This is a genomic window from Janthinobacterium sp. GL_088, from assembly GCF_057837845.1.
In genome coordinates, this window is record NZ_CM174453.1 from 955,377 (window position 1) to 977,806 (window position 22,430).

Consider the following 22,430-nt stretch of genomic DNA (forward strand, 5'->3'; position numbering starts at 1 on the left):
ATGTACTGAGTACATATTTGGATTGAGTATATGAAAGTATCCGTTCCCGTGGCAGCGTTGCCTGTCATTTTTGCCACTGTCATGCTCGACGCCGTCGGCATCGGCCTGATCTTCCCCATCCTGCCGGCACTGCTGCGGCACGTCACCCATGCCGATAACGTGGCGCCGTATATCGGCATCATGACGGCCCTGTATGCGTTGATGCAGTTCATCTTTGCACCCGTGCTGGGGGCGCTGAGCGACCGCCTGGGGCGGCGTCCCGTGCTGCTCGTTTCGTTGGCGGGCGCCGCCGTCAATTATCTGTTCCTGGCGTTTGCGCCCAGCCTGTGGATGCTGCTGCTGGGGCGCGCCATCGCCGGACTGACGAGTGCCAACGTGTCCGTGGCGACGGCCTACATCACCGATATTTCGGCCGAGAACCAGCGGGCGCGCCGTTTTGGCCTGTTGAACGCCATGTTTGGCGCGGGCTTCATCATCGGCCCCGTGCTGGGCGGCGCACTCGGCGATTACGGGCTGCGCCTGCCGTTCATGGCGGCCGCCGTCTTGAATACGGGCAACTTGCTGCTGGCGTTGTTGACCTTGCCCGAATCACGTCGGCCCACGGGAGGGAAAATCGACCTGGCGGCATTGAATCCCCTGCGCCCGCTGCGCTGGGTTTTCTCGGAGAAAAGCTTGCTGCCGATCACTGTCATCTTCTTTACCTTCAGCGCGGCCGGCGAAGTGTATGGCGTGTGCTGGGCGCTGTGGGGGCACGATGCGTTCGCGTGGAACGGGCTGTGGATCGGCCTGTCGCTGGGCGCCTTTGGCGTATGCCAGGCGCTGGCCCAGGCGTTTCTGCCAGGCCCGGCCGTGAAACTGCTGGGCGAACGCGCCACCATCCTGGCAGGCGTCGCCTGCGCCTGTGTCGCGCTGGTTGTCATGGCGTTTGCCAGCCGCAGCTGGATGATCTTCGCCATCATGCCCGTGTTTGCCCTGGGCGGCATTGGCGCGCCGGCCTTGCAGTCGCTGGCCACGCGGCAAGTGGCCGACGACCGGCAGGGCCAGTTCCAGGGCGTGCTGGCCTCGTCCGTGAGCCTGGCGTCCGTGCTGTGTCCGCTGGTGTTTTCCAGCATGTATTTTGTGTTCAGGGAACACTGGCCCGGCGCCATCTGGCTGTCAGTGCTTGTCGTGTACGCGGCGCTGGTGCCGCTCGTGCTGGGCTTGCGCTTGCATAAACCGGCGCAAGCCCTGGCAGGCTAGTGTGCGTGCGAGGTTCCGCTGCTGCCGGCCTGCCCCGTTATGGGCAGGTGTTCAGGCGGCATGCCGTCCTTGAACAGCTGACGCAGCTGCTGGCGCAGCTCCGGCGTGTCGTGGTGATGGTGTACCGAGACCGCGTGTTCCACGGCAATACCCAATAGCTCTTCCTCGCTGTCGGCCGAGATGGCCACCGAGCAATGTGTGTCGCTTGGAAATTCCCGGCAATCGATGAATTTGCGCGTCATGATCGACTCCTTTCTGCAAAGAGCGGGCACCGCGCCCGCTTCATTCAGTATAGGTCGCAAATTCGCCTAGGCGGCGCGGCTGCTGATATCGGCCTCGTGCACCGGCAAGTGTGTTGGCTGCGCCGTCTCGGCCGGAAAGTCGTCGACCTGTATCAAGCCATCGACCAGGCGCGCAACTTCGAGCAAGGTATTGTGCTCCTGGCAACTGACCAAGCTTGCTGCCTTGGCCGTTGCCAGCCACTGCTGCATGGCGGACAGGCTTTGCGGCAGGTGCCGCAGGGCTGCGCCTGCGGGCGTGTCTTTCAGGCGTTTTTCGATGTGCAGCACGTCGGGGAGCATGGCCAGCGCCCGCTCGGCGCAGGCCACGGGATCTGCCGCGTCGCTGGCCACATAGCCGTCGGCCAGCAAACGCTCGCGGTCGGTGCCCGGCGTTTGCAGGGCCAGCGCCACTTCACTGCCCAGTTCGTCGGACGGCGGACGGTGGGGCAGGCCAAACGGGAACAGCAGGGTGCGCAGCAGCATGGCCAGCACGCGCGCGGGGAAATTGTCGAGCACGCCCGTCAGACCCTGCTGGGCCTTGACCAGCGCATCCTGCAGCGACCAGTGCACATAGGGCAGGTCGGCTTCGAGCCGGCCATCGTCCTCGTAGCGTTTCAGCACGGATGAAGCCAGATAGAGTTGCGCCAGCACGTCGCCCAGCCGGGCGGACAGCCGCTCGCGGCGCTTGAGTTCGCCACCGAGCACGAACATCGACATATCCGTCATGACGGCGAACGCCGTCGACAGCCGCGTCAGGGCGCGGTAGTAGGGCGCCAGTGCGGGCGCGCCGGCGTCGGGCGCGGCTGCCAGGCGCGCGCCGCCCAGTCCGTACCACATCCCCCTGGCCAAGTTGCCCAGCACAAAGCCCACGTGGCCAAAGAAGGCTGCATCGAAATCGCGCAGGGCCTTGCGGCCGTCGCTTTCGCTGACGGCGGCCATTTCCCTGAGCACATACGGATGCGCGCGGATGGCGCCCTGGCCAAAGATGATCAGGCTGCGCGTGAGGATGTTCGCGCCTTCGACCGTGATCGCGATGGGGATTTGCTGGTAGGCACTGGCGAGGAAATTGTTCGGTCCCACGCAGATGCCCTTGCCGCCGAGAATGTCCATGCCATCATTGACAAGCGCGCGGCCCCGTTCCGTGACGTGGTATTTGACAATGGCGGAAATGACGGCCGGCTTCTCTCCCAGGTCGACGGCGTGCGCGGCCAGGGTGCGGGCCGCGTCCATCAGATACAGGTTGGCGCCCATGCGGGCCAGCGCTTCCTGCACCCCTTCGAACTTGCCGATAGCCATGTTGAACTGGCGCCGCACGGCCGCATACGCGCCGGTGCCGCGCACGGCCATCTTGCCCATGCCCACGCTGGACGACGGCAGCGAAATGGCGCGCCCGGCCGCCAGGCATTCCATCAGCATGCGCCATCCTTTGCCTACTTGCGCCTGGCCGCCGATGACCCAGTCGATGGGGATGAAGACATCGTTGCCGGAAGTGGGGCCATTCTGGAAGGCGGCGTTCAAGGGATGATGGCGGCGGCCGATCACCACGCCATCGTGGCTGGCTGGGATCAGGGCGCAGGTGATGCCGGGCGCATCGTTGTCTGAGAGCAAGTGGTCGGGATCGCTGGTCTGGAATGCCAGGCCCAGCAAGGTCGCCACGGGGGCCAGCGTGATGTAGCGCTTGTTCCAGCTGAGGCGAAAGCCCAGGGTGGGGCGCCCCTCATGCATGCCCATGCACACGACGCCCAGGTCGGGAATGGCGGCCGCGTCGGAACCCGCATACGGGCTGGTCAGGGCAAAGCAGGGAATCTCCGTGCCGGCGGCCAATCTCGGCAGATAATGGTTTTTCTGTTCTTCGGTCCCGTAGTGCAATAACAGCTCGGCCGGTCCCAGCGAATTGGGCACCATCACGGTCACGGCCAGCGCCGAGCAGCGGCTCGACAATTTCATGACCACTTGCGAGTGCATGTAGGCGGAGAATTGCTTGCCGCCGTATTGCTTGGGAATGATCATGCCGAGGAAACCCTGGCTTTTCATGTAGTCCCAGGCTTGCGGCGGTAAATCCTGCGCCTGCTGCGTTTCCCAGTCATTGACCAGTTCGCACAGCCGCTCGACGTCGTGCTCGAGAAAGTGGCGCTCTTCGGTGGTGAGCGTGGCGCGGCCATACGCCAGCAATTTTGTCCAGTCGGGTCTGCCGGAAAACAGGTCCGCATCCCACCACGTGGTACCCGCTTCGAGAGCGTCGCGTTCCGTGTCGGACATGGTTGGCAAGATGCGCTTGAACAAGGCCAGCAAATGGGGCGTAATCAGGGCGCGGCGCACGGGGCCGGGCGCGAACAGTAGAACCAGGCCCAGCAGGGCCACCATCAGTATGATCGTCAGCATGCGATATCTCCCTGTGTAATGAGGACAGGGTAGGCCGATATGGCCGATGTTACTGTGCGGTACAGCGCATACGCACAACGCCAACCGCATGGGTTGGCGTTGTGATGTCCGGCGTGGGGCGTATTAGCGTTGTGGCACGACAATTACCGTGTCGCCCGTCTTGCCTTTGGCGCCGTCGTCGCCCTTGGCACCATCGTTGCCTTGAACACCATCGTTGCCTTGTGCGCCAGTGGCACCCTTGGCGCCGTCATATCCGGCGGCACCGCTGTCGCCGGTCTGGCCCGTGGCGCCGGTGGCACCTGTCGCGCCGGCAGGAGCTTCAGCGCCCTTGGCACCGGTAGCGCCGGCAGGACCAGGTGCGCCGGCTGGGCCAGCGATGACTTGCACGACGGGTGGCGCTTCGCGCTGGCAGGCGGTCAGCGCGAGGGTAGAGGCGAGCGCGAGCAATATCAGGGTAGTTTTCATGATGCATCCTTTGGCAGTGTGCCGTGATGTACGGAACGGCTCGACGGCGTCGGGCGCGAGTTTCGCATGGCGGTGTTACGGAGAGAATCTGATCAGGTGGCCGTTGCGCCGTGTCGCGCAGGACGCTGGCGGCGGGAAGGGATATGGTCTGCCTGCAGCATGTGCTCTTGGACAGCCGCAGTCCGTACGTTTGCGTACATAGCGGCGGGGCAGGGGATGTTTTGTGCAAAGACAAACAAAAAAGCCACCCGAAGGTGGCGTTTGCCATGTGCAGAGAAATTCTGGTGGCTGCGGCAGAATCGAAGCACCGGCACAGGGATTTTCAAAAACACCTGTCTTGTCGGACATTTATAGCGCTAGAACACAACAATCCGTCTCGGGTCGCCGCGCATGGTAACCAAGCATTACAGCGTGACCGGTTCCGGCGTGTAAATGTAGCGCGTATATTTGCCATCTCCCAGATCGCAATAACCTGCAGCCCACAAGCTGCCATCGACCTTCTGGATGAAGGAGCAGGCGCTGCCAGCCCATGCGGCGGCAATCCCGGTACTGACCTGGCGGAAGGTGCCATGACCCGATTGGCCATCGCCGAATTGGCCGTTGCCGCCCTCTCCGCCGGCCCACAAGGTGCCGTCGGACTTGACGGCAAGTGCATAGTAGGTGCCGGCAGAGATGCTGACGTAGCCGTCTCCGACCTTGACTGGCGTGGCGGCAGTGGGCGTGGCATCGGGTGCTTGGTTGGGTGCATTGCGGCCCCAGTTCCACAATGAATGGTCCGCCTTCAGGCCATATGCCACATCGTAGCTGGTGGCAATGGCAACATAGCCATCCGCGATCTTGACCGGTGTAAATGGCTGGTCGGCGAGATTCTGGGTCCAGGTCCACACCGAGCCGTCGCGCTTGAGGCCCAGTGACGCACCGCCACTGCCACGGGCGATATCCACGTAGCCGGTGTCTATCATGCGTGGCGCCAGCTCCGGCTCGATGGCGTTGGCTTGCTGCAGGCTGCGCGCCCCCCAGACCCACAGGCTGCCGTCTTTTTTCAGTGCTTCGGCATTTGCGCCGGCGACGGATCTCTCGCCTTTGACGACTACCTTGACGAAATCACTGCCGATCTGCGTGGGAGTGGCGTTTGCGCTGCTGGTGCCATTGCCCTGGATGCCAGCTTCATTGCTATTACCCCAGCTCCAAAGTGAGCCGTCTTTTTTGATGGCCAGGGTGGCAAAGATGCTCACTGCCACATCGGCGTAGTCGTCGCCGACCTTGATCGGCACGGACCGCTGAGGATCCCAGCTCCACAGCGTGCCATCCGATTTGAGGGCGGCATACCGCCAATTGAGACTTGTGACGAAGGTAGCAATCGCCTGATAGTCCACCGAGAGCGTGAGCAATGGCGAAGCGGTGCCGGCGCTCGCGTACACGGCGCCCTGACGCGTTCCCGTTTGTCCGTTTGGCGTGCAGCGGAACTGGCGTTGCGTGCTGCTACCCCCGCTGAGCTCGGTGATGCCTGTGCAGTCCGTCAATGCAAACTGCATGTTATCCAGCAGATTGCTGCCAGTTACAGTAAAGGTGGTCGCCATGCCGATGTTGGCTTTGGTCGGCGAAATCGCGCTAACTGACGGCGGCAGGGGCGTTGGAGGAGGAGGGGGCGGCGATGTCGGTGAGGAACTGCCGCCACCACAGGCGCTCAAGGCGAGGAATAAGGTTGTCGCTGAAATAAGACGAAAATGAGTCATGGAAGGAGAATTTATGAATTTACATAATTGTAACTTGATTCATATTTCCATACGACATTATTGCTTCTGATGCCAGAAAACAAAAACGCCACCCGGAGGTGGCGTTTTGATAAGTACTACTGAATTCTTGGTGGCCCGGGGCGGAATCGAACCACCGACACAAGGATTTTCAATCCTCTGCTCTACCGACTGAGCTACCAGGCCAAGGCGGCGAATTATAGCAGAAAGACTTTCCACCTGACCAGAGCTGGCTGTGTTCAAATGCAACAGATGGCCAAAACATGGTGTTTTGGCATCCTTGTATGACCTGAAGGGATGTGGCGATGCAGCGACGTATTGGAGTGCAGGGCCTGGCGGTGGCGGGCTTGTTCAGTTTGTTGTGCGGCGCGGCGCGGGCCGATGGGCTCGCCGAGCTGAACGCGGCGCTGGCGCGCTTGCAGGGGCAGATGCCGATCAAGGCGCAGGTCGAATCGAAATCCTGGCGCCGCGAGGGCGAGGGCAAGGCGGCGGAAGAGGATAGCGGCCAGGCCACGGTGGCGGTCGAGGGCGGGTCGGCGGGCTTGCAGGTGCTTTACGGTAAGGACTTGCTGGCGAAAGTGGAGGCCGAGCAGCGCGCCAGGGTGAAGGATCCGAAGGTCAAGACGCCGATCGGCTTTGCGCTGGGGGAAATGAAGGCGACGGAGCTGCGTTCCATGGTGTCGGCGGCGGACTCCTTGTCGCGCGAGATCGAGGAAGCCGTGTTCAGCGGCGAAAAAGTGGATAGTTACAAGGGCAAGCCGGCGCGGCTGCTCAGCTTTACCTTGTCGCTCGATAAAGTGCCTGAGAAAGACCGCAAGTATGTGAAGAAGTTCGAAGGCGGCCTCGAGGTATGGATCGCCGCGGACGGCACGCCGCTGGCCAGCCATTTCCATGTGGATGTGAGCGGGCGCGCCTTTGTCGTCATCAGCTTTACGCAAAAGACGGACGAGACGCGCCAGTATGGCGTCAGCGGCGACCATTTATTGTTGCTGCGCAAGGAGAGCAAGAATGCCATGTCGGGCGCGGGCGAGAAAGTGGAAAGCAAGATCGTCAAGACCTTGCAGCTGCAGCCCTGACGTGTTGCAGTAGCACTCGATTACATGGCGGCGCTGCCGCCCAGGCCGCTCTTTTGCAGCACGCAGCGCCCTGCTTCGCAGGTGGCGCCCGGGTCCGTGACGATGGAGCAGGTCGACATCATGCCGTCCGCCTGCTGCTGCTTGCGGCTGGCCTCGGCTTGCGCCTGGGCCAGTGCCTTGAGTTTCTTGCCGTCATTGCCCTTGCTGGACCAGGCCAGGTAGCGCTCGGGGCCGCCGCAAGCCTTGGCGCCGATGGCGATGGTTTGGCATTGCTGGGTGGAATCGCAGGCGGCGGCGCCCACTTCCGCCTGGATTTGCGCCAGCAAGCCGGTATTGCCGGGGGCGGGCGGCGCATCATCTTGCGTGGGGGCGCTGCCGCAGGCGCTGGCGGCCAGCAGCAGGAAGCTGGCGCACGCGGCGCGCAGCAGTGGCAACAGGGTGGAGTAGGTAGGTGTGTGCATGCCTTTATCATGTTCCAGGATTGCGTAAATGGCAAGCGCGATTCGCACTTGGCCAGAACCTTGATCCCGGTCATTTCCATTGTCAACCCGTCAAAGTTAATATAAATCAACATCCAACCAGCGATGTACGGGTGGCAACCGGGCCGGTGCGCTGCATTCCCGCGCCGGCGCGCGCCGCCGATTCGGGAATGTTTCCAGGAGTTAGACTATGCGCCGCACCCTCTCACCCTTCCTCTTCATCACCAGCCTGGCTTTTGGCGGCGTCCTGCATGCCGCGGAAAAGGAGCCGATCCAGCCCATTACTGCCGCCAAGGTGGCCAATCCGGCCATGGTCGAGCTGGGCAAGAAGCTGTTTTTCGATCCGCGCCTGTCGCGCTCGGGCTTTATTTCCTGCAACAGCTGTCACAACCTGAGCATGGGCGGCACGGACAATATCAAGACCTCGATCGGGCACAACTGGCAGCGGGGGCCCATCAATTCCCCCACGGTGCTCAATTCCAGCATGAACGTGGCGCAATTCTGGGATGGCCGCGCCAAGGATTTGCAGGAGCAGGCGGGCGGCCCCATCGCCAATCCCGGCGAGATGGCTTTTACGCACGAGTTGGCCATCGACGTGCTGGCCTCGATTCCCGCCTACCGCGCCGAGTTCCGGCAAGTGTTTGGCCAGGATAAATTGACCATCGAGCAAGTCACGCGCGCCATCGCTGCTTTTGAAGAAGTGCTGGTGACGCCCGGTTCCCGCTTCGATCAATGGCTGTCGGGCAAGAAAAGCGCGTTGACGAAAGACGAGCTGGCCGGCTATCAGCTGTTCAAATCGAGCGGCTGCATCGCCTGTCATAACGGCCCCGCCGTGGGCGGCAACACCTTCCAGAAGATGGGTGTCGTCGAGCCGTACAAGACGGCGATGACGGCGCAGGGACGCTCGGCCGTGACGGGCAAGGATGCGGACCGCTTCAACTTCAAGGTGCCGACCCTGCGCAACGTCGAGCTGACGTATCCCTATTTCCACGATGGCGAAGCGGCAACCCTGACGCAAGCCGTCGACGTGATGGGGCGCTTGCAGCTGGGCCGCACCTTTACGCCCGATGAAAACGCGAAACTGGTGGCCTTCCTGAAAACCCTGACGGGCAAGCAGCCGCACCTCGTGCTGCCGATCTTGCCGCCATCGAGCGACACGACGCCGCGGCCGGTACCGTTTGACTGACGTCAAGGTAAGCAGCCGGGCATAAAAAATGCCCGCATAACAGCGGGCATCGCGGCTTATTTCAGCGTGCGCTGGAATAATTGGTAAATCCTGCGGTACTCGTCATACCACGCTTCCGGCTGCACGAAGCCGTGGCGCTCCATCGGGTAGCTGGCCATTTCCCAGTTATCCTTTTTCAGTTCGATCAGACGCTGGGACAGGCGCACGGAATCCTGGTAAAACACGTTGTCGTCGATCATGCCATGGGCGATCAGGAGGTTGCCCGTCAGTTTGTCCGCGTATTCGATCGGTGACGAAATTTTATACGCTTGCGGGTCGACGTCCGGCGTGTTCAGGATATTTGCCGTGTATTCGTGGTTGTAGGTGGTCCAGTCCGTCACGGGACGCAGCGCGGCGCCCGATTTGAAGATGTCCGGCGCGCGCATCAGGGCCATCAGGCTCATGAAGCCGCCATAGCTGCCGCCATAGATGCCCACGTTCCGGATGTCGCCCTGGTGCTGCTGCGCCAGCCAGTTGGCGCCGTCGATGAAATCTTCCAGTTCCGGGTGGCCCATCTGGCGGTAGATGGCCGTGCGCCAGGCGCTGCCGTAGCCGAGCGAGGCGCGGTAGTCGACGTCGAGCACGATGTAACCCTGCTCCACCAGCAGGTTGTGGAACATTTGTTCGCGGAAATACACGGGATAGCGCTCGGTGACATTCTGCAGGTAGCCGGCGCCGTGCGCGAACATGACGATCGGATAGCGCTTGCCCGTTGCCAGCTGTTTTGGCCGGTACAACTTGGCCCAGATGGGCGCCGCGCCATGCGTGGACGGTACTTGCACCAGTTCCGGCATGACCCAGTTGCGCGCCTTGAAGGCGTCGCTGCGCGTATCCGTCAGGATAGTCGCCTTGCCGCCCGTAACGGAAACGGTGGCTAGCTGGGCTGGCATATAGCTGGTTGAATAGCGCAGCAGCAGTTTGCCGTTATCGGGCGACAGGCCGAAGTTTTCCACGCCTTTCAAACTGCTGACTTCGCGCGCGCCGCCATCCCTGGCCGTGCTGGCGCACACTTCATACGTGCCGGGCGCCTGCCGGTTGCACATGAAATAGGCATGCTTGCCGTCGCGGCTCCATTCGACGGCGCTCACTTCCCACTGGCCGCTGGTCAAGGCGCGCGCCGGGGCCGCACCCGTTTTCGTGTACAGGTGGGCGTAGCCGCTTTCCTCGGACAGATACCACAAGGTGGCGTTGTCGGGCAGCCAGCCGAATTCGTCGGCGCGGCGGTTGACCCAGGCTGTATCGCTGATGCGGTGCACGGGGAGCAGGGCGCCGTTGGCCAGGTCGACGTTGGCGAGCCAGCCATCCTTGTTGTCGATGGCGCGGATGCGCACGGCTACGCGCGAACCGTCATCGGTCCAGGCGATGCCGTCGCGCTGGGCGTCGATGCGCACGGCACGGTTGCCTTTCAGCAGCGGCAGCTTCTGTTCGGCGCGCAGGACGGCGAGCGGGTCGGTGGCGATGCCGGGCAGGCTGTCAAAAGCGATGTCGCGCACCTGGCCCGTGCGCAGGTCGGCCAGTTTCAGGCTTTGCGCAATCGGCATGTTGCGGCCCACGCGCGTGCGCTCGTCGTCCACGTCAGGGTAGCCCGTTTCTGTGACATAGCGGGCCAGCTTGCCCAGCTTGCCCTTTTCGGCGGCCTTGTCTTGCGTGACGAACAGCAGCCAGCGGCCGTCCGGCGACAGGGCGCTGCCGGAAATCGTCACTTTATCGCCCAGGTAGATCGGTTCCGGCGCGCGCGTGGCGTCCAGGCGGCGCTCTTCATGGCGGCGTTCGCGGCTGGCGTCGCGGTCTTCCTTCTGGCGCGCCAGGTTGACGATCAGGCGCAGCTGCAGTTCGCGCAGGGCGTCCGCTTCCGGCTTGGCGTCCGGGTCCTTGGCCGCGCGCAGCAGGGCGACGGGAGCGCTCAGGCGCTCAACGCGGCTCCAGCTGAACCAGTCGCTGCCGCTGCGGTATTGCACGGCGCCGCCGTCGGCGGAATATTGCGGGTCGCTGATGGCGGAGACGCCGCGCGTGATTTGCGTCAAGGTGCCGTTTTTCAGGTCGCGCTCGAACAAGTCGCCGTTGCGCAGCAGGATGGCACGCGTGCCGGCCCGGTTGACGATCATCTGCTGGCCATCGAGGTTGGCCAGCTGCGCATCGTCGACCTTCTTGCCGCTATTGAGTCTGGCATTCGCGCCTGGCAATTGATACGTGTCGCGCAGGGGCGAGCCGAGGCGTTTTTGCTTGTAGTAGAGCTGGCCATTCCAGCCCCACCATGCCGCTTCGACGGGTGTGCCGATCCAGTCGGGATCGGCCATGGCCTGGTCCAGCGTGATCGGCGTGGGGGCGGTGGTGGTGGGGGCCGCATGGGCGGCGGGCAGCAGAGAGAGCAGCAGCGGCAGCAGGGGAAGAACCAGACGCATCGGGGATCACTTTAATCAAAGGGGATGGTGAAGGTACAGGCTAAGAGGCCGGTATTCTAGCGGAGGAGTTGCGTGCAGGAAATGCCGTAAAGCTAACGCCGTTCGGCCAGCCACGTCATGAAGTCGGGCAAGGGCATGGGCCGCGCATACAGGTAGCCCTGCAAGCCGTCGCAATCGTGGGCGAGCAGGAAATCGGCCTGCTCCTGCGTTTCCACGCCTTCGGCCACGACGCGCAAGCCCAGGTGGCGCGCCATGGCCAGGATCGCTTGCACGATGGCCGTGTCGCGCGCATCGCGCGGCGTGTCGTCGATGAAGCGCTTGTCGATTTTGAGTTCGTACAGCGGCATCGAGGTCAGGTAGGCGAGGCTGGAATAGCCGGTGCCGAAATCGTCGATGGAAAAGCGGATGCCCAGGGCCGCCAGTTCGCGCATGCGCGCCAGCGAGGCGTCGCGCTGGTCGATCAGCAAGCCTTCCGTCAGTTCCAGGATCAGGGCGCCGGCCGGCGTGCCGTGTTCGGCCAGCGCCGCCTGCACGCGGGCGGCGAAATCGGGCTGGCGAAACTGGGCCGGACTCACATTTACCGACAGGGCGACGGGCTGCCCGGCCTGCGCCAGCATGGTCGCCGCGCGGCATGCTTCGCGCAGGGCCCAGTGCCCGAGCCTGACGATCAGTCCCGATTCCTCGGCGATGGGAATGAAGATGCCGGGCGCGATGTACGTGCCGTCCGCCTGCGGCCAGCGCATCAGCAATTCGGCGCCCGTCACCCGGCCGTGGCGGTCGACCTGCGGCTGCACGTGCATGCATAATTCATTGGCAGCGAGGGCGCGCGCCAGTGTCCGTTCCAGGGTCAGGCGGCGCTCCACGCCCGCCTGCATGGCCGCTTCAAAGAAGGCGATGCCGTTGCGCCCTTCCGCCTTGGCGCGGTACATGGCGATGTCCGCTTCGCGCAGCAGGTCGTGCGCCTGCTGGCCCGCTTTCGGCAGCAAGGTCACGCCGATGCTGGCGCTGCAATGATAGGACTGCCCCTCGATATCGAAGTCGCGCGCGATGGCGGCGCGGATTTTCTCGGCCACCTGGGCGGCCGCGCGGGCGGCGCTGTCCAGGTCATCGGCCAGGTGGGCCAGCAGCACGACGAATTCGTCGCCGCCGATGCGCGCCACCGTGTCGGCCTTGCGCATCAGCTGCGCCAGCCGTTCGCCCGCCAGGCGCAGCAGCGCGTCGCCGGTGGCGTGGCCGCGCGCGTCGTTGATGTGCTTGAAATGGTCGAGGTCGATGAACATCAGCGCGCTGATGGACTGGTCGCGCGGCGCGGCGGCCAGCAGGTGAGCGATGCGGTCCATCAGCAGTCGTCGGTTGGGCAGGCCCGTCAGCACGTCGTAGAAGGCCAGGCGGTGGATGTCCGCTTCCGATTTCTTGCGCTCGTCGATTTCGCGCTCGACGGCCACCCAGTGCGTCTGCTTGCCGTCCGCATCCGTGAACGGCACCAGCTCCGCTTCCACCCAGTAGGCCTTGCCGGCCTTGTTGTAGTTCAGCAATTCCGCCCTGGCCGGCTGGGCCTGGGCCATGGCGGCGGCGATGCGCGCCAGTTCGTCCGTATCGGTGGCGGGGCCTTGCTGGAACAGCAGGCTGCGGCCCAGCACCTCGGCGCGCGCATAGCCGCTGCTGCGCTCGAAGGCGTCGTTGACGAAGATGATGCGCGTGGCCGGTGCCGCGCCGGTGGGGGCATCGGCCACTTCGGCGATCATCACCATGTCGTTCAGGCGGGCCAGCGCCGTGGCCGTCAAGCGCAGGTCGGCGTTCAGCTGCGACAGGGCCTGGCTGCTGTGTTCCAGGTGGCGCAGCAGGAAGGCGCAGGACAGGGTCAGCACGGCGGCGATGAACAGGAAGTTCATGGCCACGATCAGCGCCCGCAGCACGGGGGAGTCGGGCACGCCCTGCACGTGCAGCGCGACGTCGGGATGCAGGCCGAGGACAAAGATGGTCAGCGAAGTCAGGGCCAGGGTCGACAAGGCGGGCCGCATCCCTAGCAGCAGGGCCGCCAGCACGGGCATGAGCATCATGTAGATCTGGCTGACGGGGCCGATTTTCAGCAGCAGGCCCACGCCCACCAGGTAGGCGACGATGAGGAATTGCCACACGCGCCAGCGGTAGGGCATGGCGCGCCAATGCCAGATGACGCCGATCCAGCCGATGGCCAGCACGTCGAGGATGACTATGGACCAGATAGCTTCGCGCGCGGCCAGCAGGGCGCTGGGAATGGCAGTGACGATGCCCAGCAGCAGCACCACCTGCAACAGGCGCGCAAAAATCTGTCCGCGCCAGTGCGCGAGATCGTTTGACGCGGCCACGCTGCCGTCCTTTCCCCATGGAGCTGTGCTGCCGAGCTGAGCAGTATGGTAAAAATATTACGCGGTATCTTTCTGCATGTCATCTTGATCATTCGGCATGATTGACTGTGCGACCACCTTCCGCTGCCGGCCAGTAGTGGCTATCCGGCGTGTCCCGCGCGCCGAAGATGGCCTGGCCGACCCGCACGACGGTGGCGCCTTCTTCGATGGCGATTTCATAATCGCCGGACATGCCCATCGACAGTTCGTCGAGCCTGACGCCATCGGGGATCTCCTGGCGCAGCCGGTCGCGCAATTCGCGCAGCAGCACGAAGCAGCGGCGCACGCGCACGGCTTCCGCCGACAACAGCGCCAGGGTCATGAGCCCGCGCACCCGCAGCGCCGGGAAGGCGGGCAGCTGGCGCAGGAAAGCGGCCACCTCGTCCGGTGGCAAACCGTATTTGCTCGCTTCTCCCGAAGTGTTCACTTGCACGAACACATCGAGCCCGCGCCCTTCCGCTTGCAGGCGCCGTTCCAGCGCCTCGGCCACGCGCAGGCTGTCGAGCGCCTGGAATTCGCTGGCAAAGCGCGCCACCAGCTTGGCCTTGTTGGTCTGCAAATGGCCGATCACCGACCATTGCAGGTCGGCCAGGTCCGCCATCGCTTCCCATTTGCGGCCCGCTTCCTGCGGCTTGTTTTCTCCCAGCATGCGGCAACCGGCGGCATAGGCCAGGCGCAGGCTCGCTTCGGGCTTGGTCTTGCTGACGGGCAGCAGGCGCACGCTGGCCGGATCGCGCCCGACTCGCAGGCATGCGGCCGCCATGCGGGCATGCACTGCCGCCAGGTTGCGGCGGAAGTCGTCCACCGATACGGCTTGCGGCCAGCGCCCATGCTGTTCGTGCATGGTGGGAGTGAGCAGGGGAGTGTCGTTGTGCATGTGTCAGCCTTGTATTCGCTTTATGGGCGGCAAGAGTCGCCGCAGTGATGTATTATTGTCCTATGCCAAAATATATCATGACTGAGACTATCGTGAAAATCACAGGGAAAACCGCGGCGGAGCTGTTCGACAGCATCCGCGCGCTGACGCAGGCGGGCGAATTGGCGCCGGGCCAGGAGCTGCCGACCGTGCGCGAGCTGGCCGCGACCTTGGGCGTCAACCGCAATACCGTGTCGCTGGCGTACCGGCGCCTGGTGACGGCCGGGATCGCGGTCACGCAAGGGCGCCTGGGCACGGCCATCCGCGCGCAGCGCGATCCCGGCGAGCAGGAAGGCCTGCTGCCTGGCTCACCGCTGGCCGACCTGGGCGGCGGCAATCCGAAACTTGCCTGGCTGCCCGATGTCGGTGCGGCCCTGGCGCGCAAGCCCTACCGTCCGCGCCTGTATGGCGAAGCCACCGTGGACCCGCAGCTGGAAGCCCTGGCGCGGCGCTGGATGGCCGGCGATTGCCCCGAGGGGCACGACATCACCCTGACGAATGGTGCGGTCGATGCGGTCGAGCGCCTCTTGGGGGCGTATCTGGTCGCGGGCGACAAGGTGGCCGTGGAAGACCCGTGTTTCATCAGCAGCATCAACACCTTGCGCAGCGCCGGGCTGCACGCCGTTGGCGTGGCGGTCGATGCCGAGGGCATGCAGGCCGGGGCGCTGGAACGGGCGCTGGCGCAAGGCGCGCAAGCCGTCATCGTGACGCCGCGCGCGCACAATCCGACCGGCTGCAGCCTGAGCGCGGCGCGCGCGGCCCAGCTGCGCGCCGTGCTGGCCGCCTACCCGCACGTGCTGGTGATCGTCGACGACCATTTCTCGCTGCTGTCCGTCGCCGGCTACCAGGATGTGATTCCGCCTGCGGCCCGGCGCTGGGCGCTGATCCGTTCAGTGTCGAAGATCTTCGGCCCCGACCTGCGCCTGGCCGTTGTCGCCAGCGACGGGCAGACCGCCCAGCGCCTGCGTCTGCGCCTGGCGCCCGGCACGAACTGGGTCAGCCATCTCTTGCAGGATGCCGTGAGCGCCTGCCTGTCGTCGCCCGACGTGTCCGCACAAGTGGTCCTGGCCCGCGCCGACTATGCGCGCCGCCGCGACATGATGGCGGCGGCGCTGGCGGCGCACGGCCTGGTCTGCGCCAGTCCCGCCGATGGCCTGAACCTGTGGCTGCCACTGCCGGATAGCAGCCAGGCGGCCGTGCTGGCGCTGGCCCGGCATGGCTGGCTGGTGCGCGGCGGCGAAGCTTTCGGCGTGCAGGTGTTGGCGCAGGGATTGCGGATCACCGTGTCGACCATCGATGAAGCTGGCGCGCAGGCGTTCGCCGCGGTGCTGGCCCAGGTGCTGGGCCAGCCATAGTTTTTTAATTCCTCGCCACAGAAAGGGAACGTCATGAAAGTCCATTTCATCGTGCATGAAGCGTTCGAGGCGCCGGGCGCCTATGAGACATGGGTGCGCGAGCGCGGCCACCAGGCTACGTATTCCCGCGTCCATGCCCATGAACCGCTGCCCGGTTCCATCGCGGACATCGACCTGCTGGTCGTCATGGGCGGGCCGCAGTCGCCGTCGACGACGCGCGAGGAATGCCCGCATTTCGACGCCGCAGCCGAACAGGCCCTGATAGCCGCCTGTGCCGCGGCGGGCAAGGCCGTCGTCGGCGTTTGCCTGGGCGCGCAGCTGATCGGCGCAGCCCTGGGAGCGCGCCATGCGCACAGCCCAGAAAAGGAGATCGGCAAGTTCCCCATCGTGCTGACGGCAGACGGAAAGGCGAACGACAAGTTCAAGCATGTCGGCGATGTCCTGGAAAGCGGGCATTGGCACAGCGACATGCCGGGGCTGACCGACAGCGCGAAGGTCATCGCCTATAGCCAGGGCTGCCCCCGCCAGATCATCGAATACGGCAATCTGGTATACGGCTTCCAGTGCCATATGGAGTTTACGCCGGAGGTGGTCGAGCTGCTGATCGCCGCGGCAGAAACGGAACTGGCCACGCTCGCGTCGCACCGCTTCGTGCAGCAGCCAGCCACCCTGCGCGCCCACGACTGGCAGGCCATGAACGGCCAGCTGTTTGTTTTCCTTGACCGGCTGATGCAGGCGTACGCAGCGCAATAAAAAAAGGCTCTGTCATCGGCAAGTAGGGGAAATGCCGGAATCTTCCTGTGACCGTGCTGTCTGACTCTGCATACCCACCCTGCAGGAGCAGATCATGCGGCCAGCCGAATGGATCACCTTGATTGCGCAGTTTGCTCAGCTGAGCCAACGCCAGCGGCAGGCAGGCATTGCCCTGTTGCGTGGCAGCTCTCCACAAGACGCGACCGTCGCGCTGCTAGAAAGTGTGGCCCAACCGCGATTGGCCTGTCCCGCTTGCCATTCAGACCAATTGCACCGGCATGGCCATGCGCACGGTTTGCAGCGCTACCGCTGCATGTCCTGCGGCCGCACCTTCAATGCCTTGACTGGCACGCCGCTGGCCCGCTTGCGCCACAAGGCGCTGTGGCTCGACTATGCCGATTGCCTTCTGGCATCGGATTCCGTGCGCAAGGCGGCGTTACAGCTGGGCATACACCGTAACACTACGTTCCGCTGGCGCCACCGGTTTTTGTCGTTGGCAAAGACGGACCGGCCGCATGGCCTGCATGGCATCGCCGAGGCCGATGAACTCTACGTGCTGGAATCGGAAAAGGGATCGAGGCAGATGACGCGGCCGGCTCGCCGCCGGGGCGGCCATGCCTTTAAACGCGGTATCTCGAATGAGCAAGTCTGCATCCTGGTGGCGCGCGACCGCACGGGCCAGACCCTTGATTTCGTCACGGGCAAAGGCGCGTTGACGAAGGCGCAGCTGCACCGATGTTTGTTGCCCGTTATCGACAAGGATGTTCTGCTGGTAACGGATGGCCATGCGGCCTACCGGGCGTTTGCGAGGGAAGCGGGCATCAGCCACCAGGCCGTCAACTTGCGCGCCGGCATCCGCGCGCAGGGCGCCGCGCATGTGCAGAACGTCAATGCGTATCACAGCCGCTTGCGGCAATGGCTCGGTCCGTTTCATGGCGTGGCCACGCGCTACCTGCCAAATTACCTGGGCTGGCGCTGGATACTCGACGCCGGGCGCATCCGCTCACCAGAAACGTTATTGAAAGCAACGCTGGGAGCATTCCCACATTTGACGGTGACATAGCCTAAAAAAACGCCAGCATGATGCTGGCGTTGTGGGGCAAGCGGCGAGGCGCCTATTTCTTCGGCGCGCTCAGGCATTCCTTCATGAAAGCCTTGCGGGCATCGCCCTTCATGTCCTTGGCGTCGACATTGCACGCTTTCATCTTGTTTTGCTGCGTCATGGCCGGCGCCGGTTTGGCGCTCAGGCATTCCTTCATGAAGGCCTTGCGCTCATCGCCTTTCTTGCCGGCGGCGTCCGCATTGCAGGTCGTCATTTTTGACTGTTGGGCCGTCTTGGCGACAGGCGCCGCTTCCGGTGCGGCGGCAAAGGCGGTGCTGGCAAACGCGGCGGCGATGCAGAGGGCGATTAATTGTTTCATGGCAAATCCTTGTAGACGCAGTCAGTGGAAGGGGGCGATGCAACCGGCAGAGAATGCCGATATGCAAAACGTAACTAACTATATGACATTTATCAACAAAATTTCCACTCGAGTGTGTCTTTTTGTTACTGGCAGACAGAAGGCGCTGCCCGGCTGGCCCGTGCAGCCATGTTGCGGCGGCAGCGCTCCTGTTTTTTGCTATGCTAGCGTCTTTCCACCGGCCGATGCCGCTGCCTTGGCCGGCGCACCCTCAATACGGAGTAGTTATGGTCTCGTTGCAAGAGCAGTTTTTAAAGGCCGGCCTGGTCGACAAGAAGAAGGTCAAGCTGGCCAACCAGGACAAGAGCAAGCAAAAAAAGGACGAGCGCAAGAGCGGCACGCAAAGCGTCGACGAAGTGCGCCTGGCCGCGCTCGAGACGCAGCGCAAGAACGCGGAACGGGCGCGCGAACTGAACGCCCAGCGCGACGCGGCCGCCAACCAGAAGGCCATCGTGGCGCAGATCGCGCAAATGGTGCTAAAAAACCGCCAGAGCAAGGGCAACAACGGCGACGTGCCGTATAACTTTACGTTCAACAACAAGATCGAGCGCATCTACGTGACGGCCGCCGTGCAAGCCCACCTGGTGGCGGGCCGCCTGGTCATCATCTGCCTGGGCGGCGCCGTGGAACTGGTGCCGCGCATCATCGCCGACAAGATCGCCGAACGCGACCCCGCCATCGTCGTGCGCGTGAAACAGGCCAGCACGGAAGTGGATGAGGACGATCCGTATGCGGCGTTCCAGATTCCGGATGATTTGATGTGGTAAGAGGGGAATCGTCCGGCACCCAATGTGCGGGATGATGGCAGCGCGCGGGCCGGAAACGGCCTGCGTGGAATACAAATGCTGCAGAAACAAAAACGCCACCCGAAGGTGGCGTTTTTGAACGTATAACGAATTCTTGGTGGCCCGGGGCGGAATCGAACCACCGACACAAGGATTTTCAATCCTCTGCTCTACCGACTGAGCTACCAGGCCAAGGTGGCGAATTATAGCAGACCAAAACGGGAATGCAAGAGCCGGCTGCGACTTTTCCTGTATTTCCCGGATCGGCATTGCGTTACTTGCGCGTGGGTCAAATATGATTTGATATAAACGGTATTTTTCTCAACAAAAGATGGGCGCATAGTGTGGTCATCGAAATCTATTTGAGAGGACTACCGCATGAACACCAGCACCCAACACACCGCCATCTCTGAAATCGGCCTGGGCACTTTCCGCCTGCAGGGCCAGGTCGTCATCGATTCCGTCACCACGGGCCTGGACGTCGGCTACCGCCATATCGATACGGCGCAAATCTATGGCAATGAAGCCGAAGTGGGGCAGGCGATCGCCGCCAGCGCCGTCCCGCGCGACGAGTTGTTCGTCACCACCAAGATCTGGATCGAGAGCCTGCAGCGCGACAAGCTGATTCCAAGTTTGAAAGACAGCCTGCACAAGCTGCGGCTGGAACAGTTGGACCTGACCCTGATCCACTGGCCGTCGCCGCAAGACGCGATTCCCGTGGCCGAATACATGGCGGCGCTGGCGGATGCCAAGGCGCAGGGGCTGACCAGGGCCATCGGCGTATCGAACTTCACCAACGCGCAGCTGCGGCAAGCCATCGATACGGTGGGCGCGGCAGAAATCGCCACGCAGCAGATCGAGATCCACCCGTTCCTGCAAAACCGCAAGGTCATCGACTTCGTGCGCAGCCAAGGCATCCACATCACGGCCTACATGCCGCTCGCGTATGGCAAGGTGATGGCGGATCCCGTGATCGCGGCCATCGCCGCCAGGCACGGCGTGACGCCGGCGCAAGTGGCCCTGAGCTGGTCGCTCCAGCAGGGCTTTGCCGTGATCCCGTCGTCGACCCGGCGCGCCAACCTGGAAGCGAACCTGCATTTCCAGCGCATCACCCTGTCGCCGGACGAGATGGCGCAGATGGCGACGCTGGAGCGTGGCGAGCGCCTGGCCAACCCGGACGGGCTGGCGCCGCAGTGGGATTGAGGTGAAGCCCATGACTGCGATGCAAAAGCTGGGGCAGGGCGGTTTCAGTATCGGCCTGGAACTGCCGCTCGATAATGACTGGTCGTCCACGGGACGCCAGGCGAATGCGGCGTCCGGCCGGGTGCCGGGCGAACCTGACCTGAAACAGCATGCGGCGCTGGCGAAGCTGGCCGACCGCCTGGATTTTCGGGCCCTGTGGCTGCGCGACGTGCCCCTGTACGACCCGTCGTTCGGCGACGCGGCCCAGGTCTTCGAGGTGTTTACTTACCTCGGCTACCTGGCCGGTATCACGGACAACATCTTGCTGGGCACGGCCGCCGTGGTGCTGCCGCTGCGTGAGCCGGTGCTGACGTTAAAAGCGGCGGCCAGCGTGGATCAGTTGAGCGGCGGGCGTTTGCTGCTGGGCGTGGCCAGCGGCGACCGGCCCGTCGAGTATCCCGTGTTTGGTCGCGATTTCGACCAGCGCGGCACCGCCTTTCGCGAGCAGGTCGCCATGCTGCGCGACTGGGGCGAGATGCGCCTGCCGCCCGGCATCCGTCTGCTGCCCAAACCCGCCGCGCCCTTGCCGCTACTGGTGGCGGGGCTGGCGCAGCAGTCGCCCGCGTGGATCGGCGCGCAGATGGATGGCTGGCTCGCCTATCCGGGCACGCCGGAAGACCATATGTGGCGTTCGGCGCAATGGCGCGCCGTGGCCGGCGACGACAAGCCGTATGTCAGCTTCATCCACCTGGACCTGGATGAGGATCCGAACCTGCCGCTGCAGCGCTTCCGTTTCGGTGGACGCACGGGGCGCGATGGCCTGATCGCGGAGCTGCACGCCATGCGCGCGGCCGGCGTGCGGCATATTGGCTTGCAGCTGCGGCAGAACCGCCGCCCGCTGGCCGAGACGATGCAGGAGATCGCGGACCACGTGCTGCCCGTCTTTCATGGCGCCGCTTGATCTGGGGCACGCGTCCCGTACTTCGGGACTAGCTGAAAAGGGTGGGGCAAACGCTATAATGGCCGCATGAACAGTCCCACTCCCCCTACCATGCGGCGCTTCATGCATAGCCACAGCGACGTTTGCATCGTCGGCAATGGCGCCATCGCGAAAACCACGGCGCTGGCGTTTGCCCAGGCAGGACAAAGCGTCACCCTGTTATCCCCTGTGAGCCCGCCCGTGTCGGCCGTCAAGCCGGTCGAAGCCAGCTGGGATGTGCGCGTGTATGCGCTCAATAATACGGCGCACCAGCTGCTGTCGTCGCTGAAGGTGTGGGGTGCTTTGGCGCCCGACAGGGTGGCGCCCGTCGACGCCATGCTGGTCAACGGCGACGGCGCGCAGGCGGGCGGACTCGGTTTCGACGCCTACGGCGCCCATGTGGGCACTCTGGCGTGGATCATCGAAGACCGCAACCTGGGCCAGGCGCTGGACGCCGCCCTCAAATTCGCGCCGAACGTCAGCGTGCTGCAGGGCCGCGCCAGCCGCCTGGAATGGACGAACGATTCGGCCATCGTGCACCTCGATGGCGGCGACACCATCACCTGCGCGCTGGTGGTGGGCGCGGATGGTGCCCAGTCGTGGGTGCGGGGCCAGTGCGACATCGGCCTCGATTACCGCTCTTACGGCCAGCGCGGCGTGGTCAGCAACTTCGCCTGCGAAAAGCCGCACCATGGCGCGGCCCACCAGTGGTTCACGGGCAGCGAAGGCATCGTCGCGCTGCTGCCGCTGCCGGGTGACCGTGTCTCGCTCGTCTGGTCGGCGCCCGATGCGCTGGCCGATACCTTGATGGCCGAATCGGCCGATGCCCTGGCCGCGCGCCTGGCCGCATACTGCAACGACAAGTTGGGCAAGCTCACGCCGTTGCAGCCGGAGCTGGTGCGCGCCTTTCCATTGACCCTGATGCGCCCGCACGCCATGGTGGCGCCGCGCGTGGCTTTGGTCGGCGACGCCGCCCACGTGGTCCATCCGATGGCCGGGCATGGCATGAACCTGGGCTTTGCCGACGTGGCGCAGCTGGTCAAGACGATCAGCGAACGCGAAGCGCACCGCGGCATCGGCGACGAGCGCGTGCTGGCCCGCTATGCGCGCGCGCGCAAGGAAGACGTGCTGCTGATGCAGCTGGCCACCGACGGCCTGGCGCGATTATTTGGCGCCGATCTGGAACCGTTGCGCGTGGTTCGCAATTTGGGATTAAACTTGCTGGATAAATTGCCGGCCCTGAAGCGAAAAATGATTGCGCACGCATTGGGACATCCGTAGATATCAGCAAATCTTAAGATATCGCCGGA

Annotated in this window: 19 protein-coding genes and 2 tRNA genes; 10 read left to right on the forward strand and 11 right to left on the reverse strand. The window is 63.9% G+C overall.

Annotation, left to right across the window (positions count from 1 at the left end):
• The first annotated feature begins 30 nt into the window (after positions 1-30).
• Positions 31-1,239 carry a TCR/Tet family MFS transporter gene (locus AC3IQ7_RS04265; RefSeq protein ID WP_489208440.1) on the forward strand — a complete coding sequence of 403 codons (1,209 nt, stop codon included), beginning with the start codon at positions 31-33 and terminating at the stop codon, positions 1,237-1,239.
• Here AC3IQ7_RS04265 and AC3IQ7_RS04270 read toward each other — a convergent pair.
• From AC3IQ7_RS04270 to AC3IQ7_RS04290, 5 genes are all read right to left on the reverse strand, one after another.
• The gene (locus AC3IQ7_RS04270) at positions 1,236-1,481 is read right to left on the reverse strand and encodes a DUF1059 domain-containing protein (protein ID WP_489208441.1); all 246 of its coding nucleotides are present in this window, start codon (positions 1,479-1,481) and stop codon (positions 1,236-1,238) included. The two genes, AC3IQ7_RS04265 and AC3IQ7_RS04270, sit on opposite strands and share 4 nt — an antisense overlap.
• A 66-nt stretch (positions 1,482-1,547) precedes the next feature.
• Complete coding sequence (locus AC3IQ7_RS04275; RefSeq protein ID WP_489208442.1) at positions 1,548-3,902, reverse strand: acyl-CoA dehydrogenase; 2,355 nt, start codon at positions 3,900-3,902, stop codon at positions 1,548-1,550.
• Between the two features lie 123 nt (positions 3,903-4,025).
• A complete protein-coding gene (locus AC3IQ7_RS04280; RefSeq protein WP_489208443.1) occupies positions 4,026-4,367 on the reverse strand; it encodes a collagen-like protein in 342 nt (113 codons plus the stop codon).
• A gap of 404 nt (positions 4,368-4,771) precedes the next feature.
• The gene (locus AC3IQ7_RS04285) at positions 4,772-5,947 is read right to left on the reverse strand and encodes an RCC1 domain-containing protein (protein ID WP_489208444.1); all 1,176 of its coding nucleotides are present in this window, start codon (positions 5,945-5,947) and stop codon (positions 4,772-4,774) included.
• Positions 5,948-6,231: 284 nt separating this feature from the next.
• Positions 6,232-6,307 (reverse strand) — tRNA-Phe (locus AC3IQ7_RS04290).
• A gap of 119 nt (positions 6,308-6,426) precedes the next feature.
• On the opposite strand from AC3IQ7_RS04290, the gene AC3IQ7_RS04295 reads away from it, so the two are divergent.
• Positions 6,427-7,197, forward strand: a complete 771-nt coding sequence (locus AC3IQ7_RS04295) for a hypothetical protein (RefSeq protein ID WP_489208445.1) — start codon at positions 6,427-6,429, stop codon at positions 7,195-7,197.
• 20 nt (positions 7,198-7,217) lie between these two features.
• Here the strand turns inward: AC3IQ7_RS04295 and AC3IQ7_RS04300 are convergent, their stop codons facing one another.
• Entirely contained in the window at positions 7,218-7,658 is a 441-nt protein-coding gene (locus AC3IQ7_RS04300) for a hypothetical protein (RefSeq protein ID WP_489208446.1), read from the reverse strand.
• A 208-nt stretch (positions 7,659-7,866) separates the two neighbouring features.
• Between AC3IQ7_RS04300 and AC3IQ7_RS04305 the strand changes: the two genes are divergently transcribed.
• Positions 7,867-8,862, forward strand: coding sequence for a cytochrome-c peroxidase (locus AC3IQ7_RS04305; RefSeq protein ID WP_489208447.1), 996 nt, complete (start codon positions 7,867-7,869; stop codon positions 8,860-8,862).
• 56 nt (positions 8,863-8,918) lie between these two features.
• Here the strand turns inward: AC3IQ7_RS04305 and AC3IQ7_RS04310 are convergent, their stop codons facing one another.
• The 3 genes from AC3IQ7_RS04310 to AC3IQ7_RS04320 form a co-directional block, all read right to left on the reverse strand.
• Positions 8,919-11,303, reverse strand: a complete 2,385-nt coding sequence (locus tag AC3IQ7_RS04310) for a S9 family peptidase (RefSeq protein WP_489208448.1) — start codon at positions 11,301-11,303, stop codon at positions 8,919-8,921.
• Between the two features lie 92 nt (positions 11,304-11,395).
• Entirely contained in the window at positions 11,396-13,651 is a 2,256-nt protein-coding gene (locus AC3IQ7_RS04315) for a putative bifunctional diguanylate cyclase/phosphodiesterase (protein WP_489208449.1), read from the reverse strand.
• 88 nt (positions 13,652-13,739) lie between these two features.
• Positions 13,740-14,567 (reverse strand): YggS family pyridoxal phosphate-dependent enzyme, encoded by an 828-nt coding sequence (locus tag AC3IQ7_RS04320; RefSeq protein WP_489208450.1) that lies wholly within the window; start codon positions 14,565-14,567, stop codon positions 13,740-13,742.
• A 92-nt stretch (positions 14,568-14,659) separates the two neighbouring features.
• Here AC3IQ7_RS04320 and ptsJ point away from each other — a divergent pair, with 92 nt between their 5' ends.
• From ptsJ to AC3IQ7_RS04335, 3 genes are all read left to right on the forward strand, one after another.
• Positions 14,660-15,961: a MocR-like B6 salvage transcription factor PtsJ gene (gene ptsJ, locus AC3IQ7_RS04325; RefSeq protein WP_489210383.1), complete on the forward strand. Its 1,302-nt coding sequence runs from the start codon at positions 14,660-14,662 to the stop codon at positions 15,959-15,961.
• A 33-nt stretch (positions 15,962-15,994) separates the two neighbouring features.
• Positions 15,995-16,714 (forward strand): glutamine amidotransferase-related protein, encoded by a 720-nt coding sequence (locus AC3IQ7_RS04330; RefSeq protein WP_489208451.1) that lies wholly within the window; start codon positions 15,995-15,997, stop codon positions 16,712-16,714.
• 94 nt (positions 16,715-16,808) lie between these two features.
• Complete coding sequence (locus tag AC3IQ7_RS04335) at positions 16,809-17,777, forward strand: IS1595 family transposase (RefSeq protein WP_489208452.1); 969 nt, start codon at positions 16,809-16,811, stop codon at positions 17,775-17,777.
• Between the two features lie 52 nt (positions 17,778-17,829).
• Here AC3IQ7_RS04335 and AC3IQ7_RS04340 read toward each other — a convergent pair whose 3' ends face one another.
• Positions 17,830-18,135: a PsiF family protein gene (locus tag AC3IQ7_RS04340; protein ID WP_099378608.1), complete on the reverse strand. Its 306-nt coding sequence runs from the start codon at positions 18,133-18,135 to the stop codon at positions 17,830-17,832.
• A gap of 266 nt (positions 18,136-18,401) precedes the next feature.
• Here AC3IQ7_RS04340 and AC3IQ7_RS04345 point away from each other — a divergent pair, with 266 nt between their 5' ends.
• Positions 18,402-18,941, forward strand: coding sequence for a DUF2058 domain-containing protein (locus AC3IQ7_RS04345; protein WP_099401417.1), 540 nt, complete (start codon positions 18,402-18,404; stop codon positions 18,939-18,941).
• Positions 18,942-19,075: 134 nt separating this feature from the next.
• Here the strand turns inward: AC3IQ7_RS04345 and AC3IQ7_RS04350 are convergent.
• Positions 19,076-19,151 (reverse strand) — tRNA-Phe (locus tag AC3IQ7_RS04350).
• Positions 19,152-19,337: 186 nt separating this feature from the next.
• On the opposite strand from AC3IQ7_RS04350, the gene dkgB reads away from it, so the two are divergent.
• The 3 genes from dkgB to AC3IQ7_RS04365 all read left to right on the forward strand — a co-directional run bounded on the left by dkgB (position 19,338) and on the right by AC3IQ7_RS04365 (position 22,401).
• Complete coding sequence (gene dkgB, locus AC3IQ7_RS04355; RefSeq protein WP_489208453.1) at positions 19,338-20,162, forward strand: 2,5-didehydrogluconate reductase DkgB; 825 nt, start codon at positions 19,338-19,340, stop codon at positions 20,160-20,162.
• Between the two features lie 10 nt (positions 20,163-20,172).
• Entirely contained in the window at positions 20,173-21,102 is a 930-nt protein-coding gene (locus AC3IQ7_RS04360; RefSeq protein WP_489208454.1) for a TIGR03571 family LLM class oxidoreductase, read from the forward strand.
• 66 nt (positions 21,103-21,168) lie between these two features.
• The gene (locus AC3IQ7_RS04365; protein ID WP_489208455.1) at positions 21,169-22,401 is read left to right on the forward strand and encodes an FAD-dependent monooxygenase; all 1,233 of its coding nucleotides are present in this window, start codon (positions 21,169-21,171) and stop codon (positions 22,399-22,401) included.
• Positions 22,402-22,430: the final 29 nt, after the last annotated feature.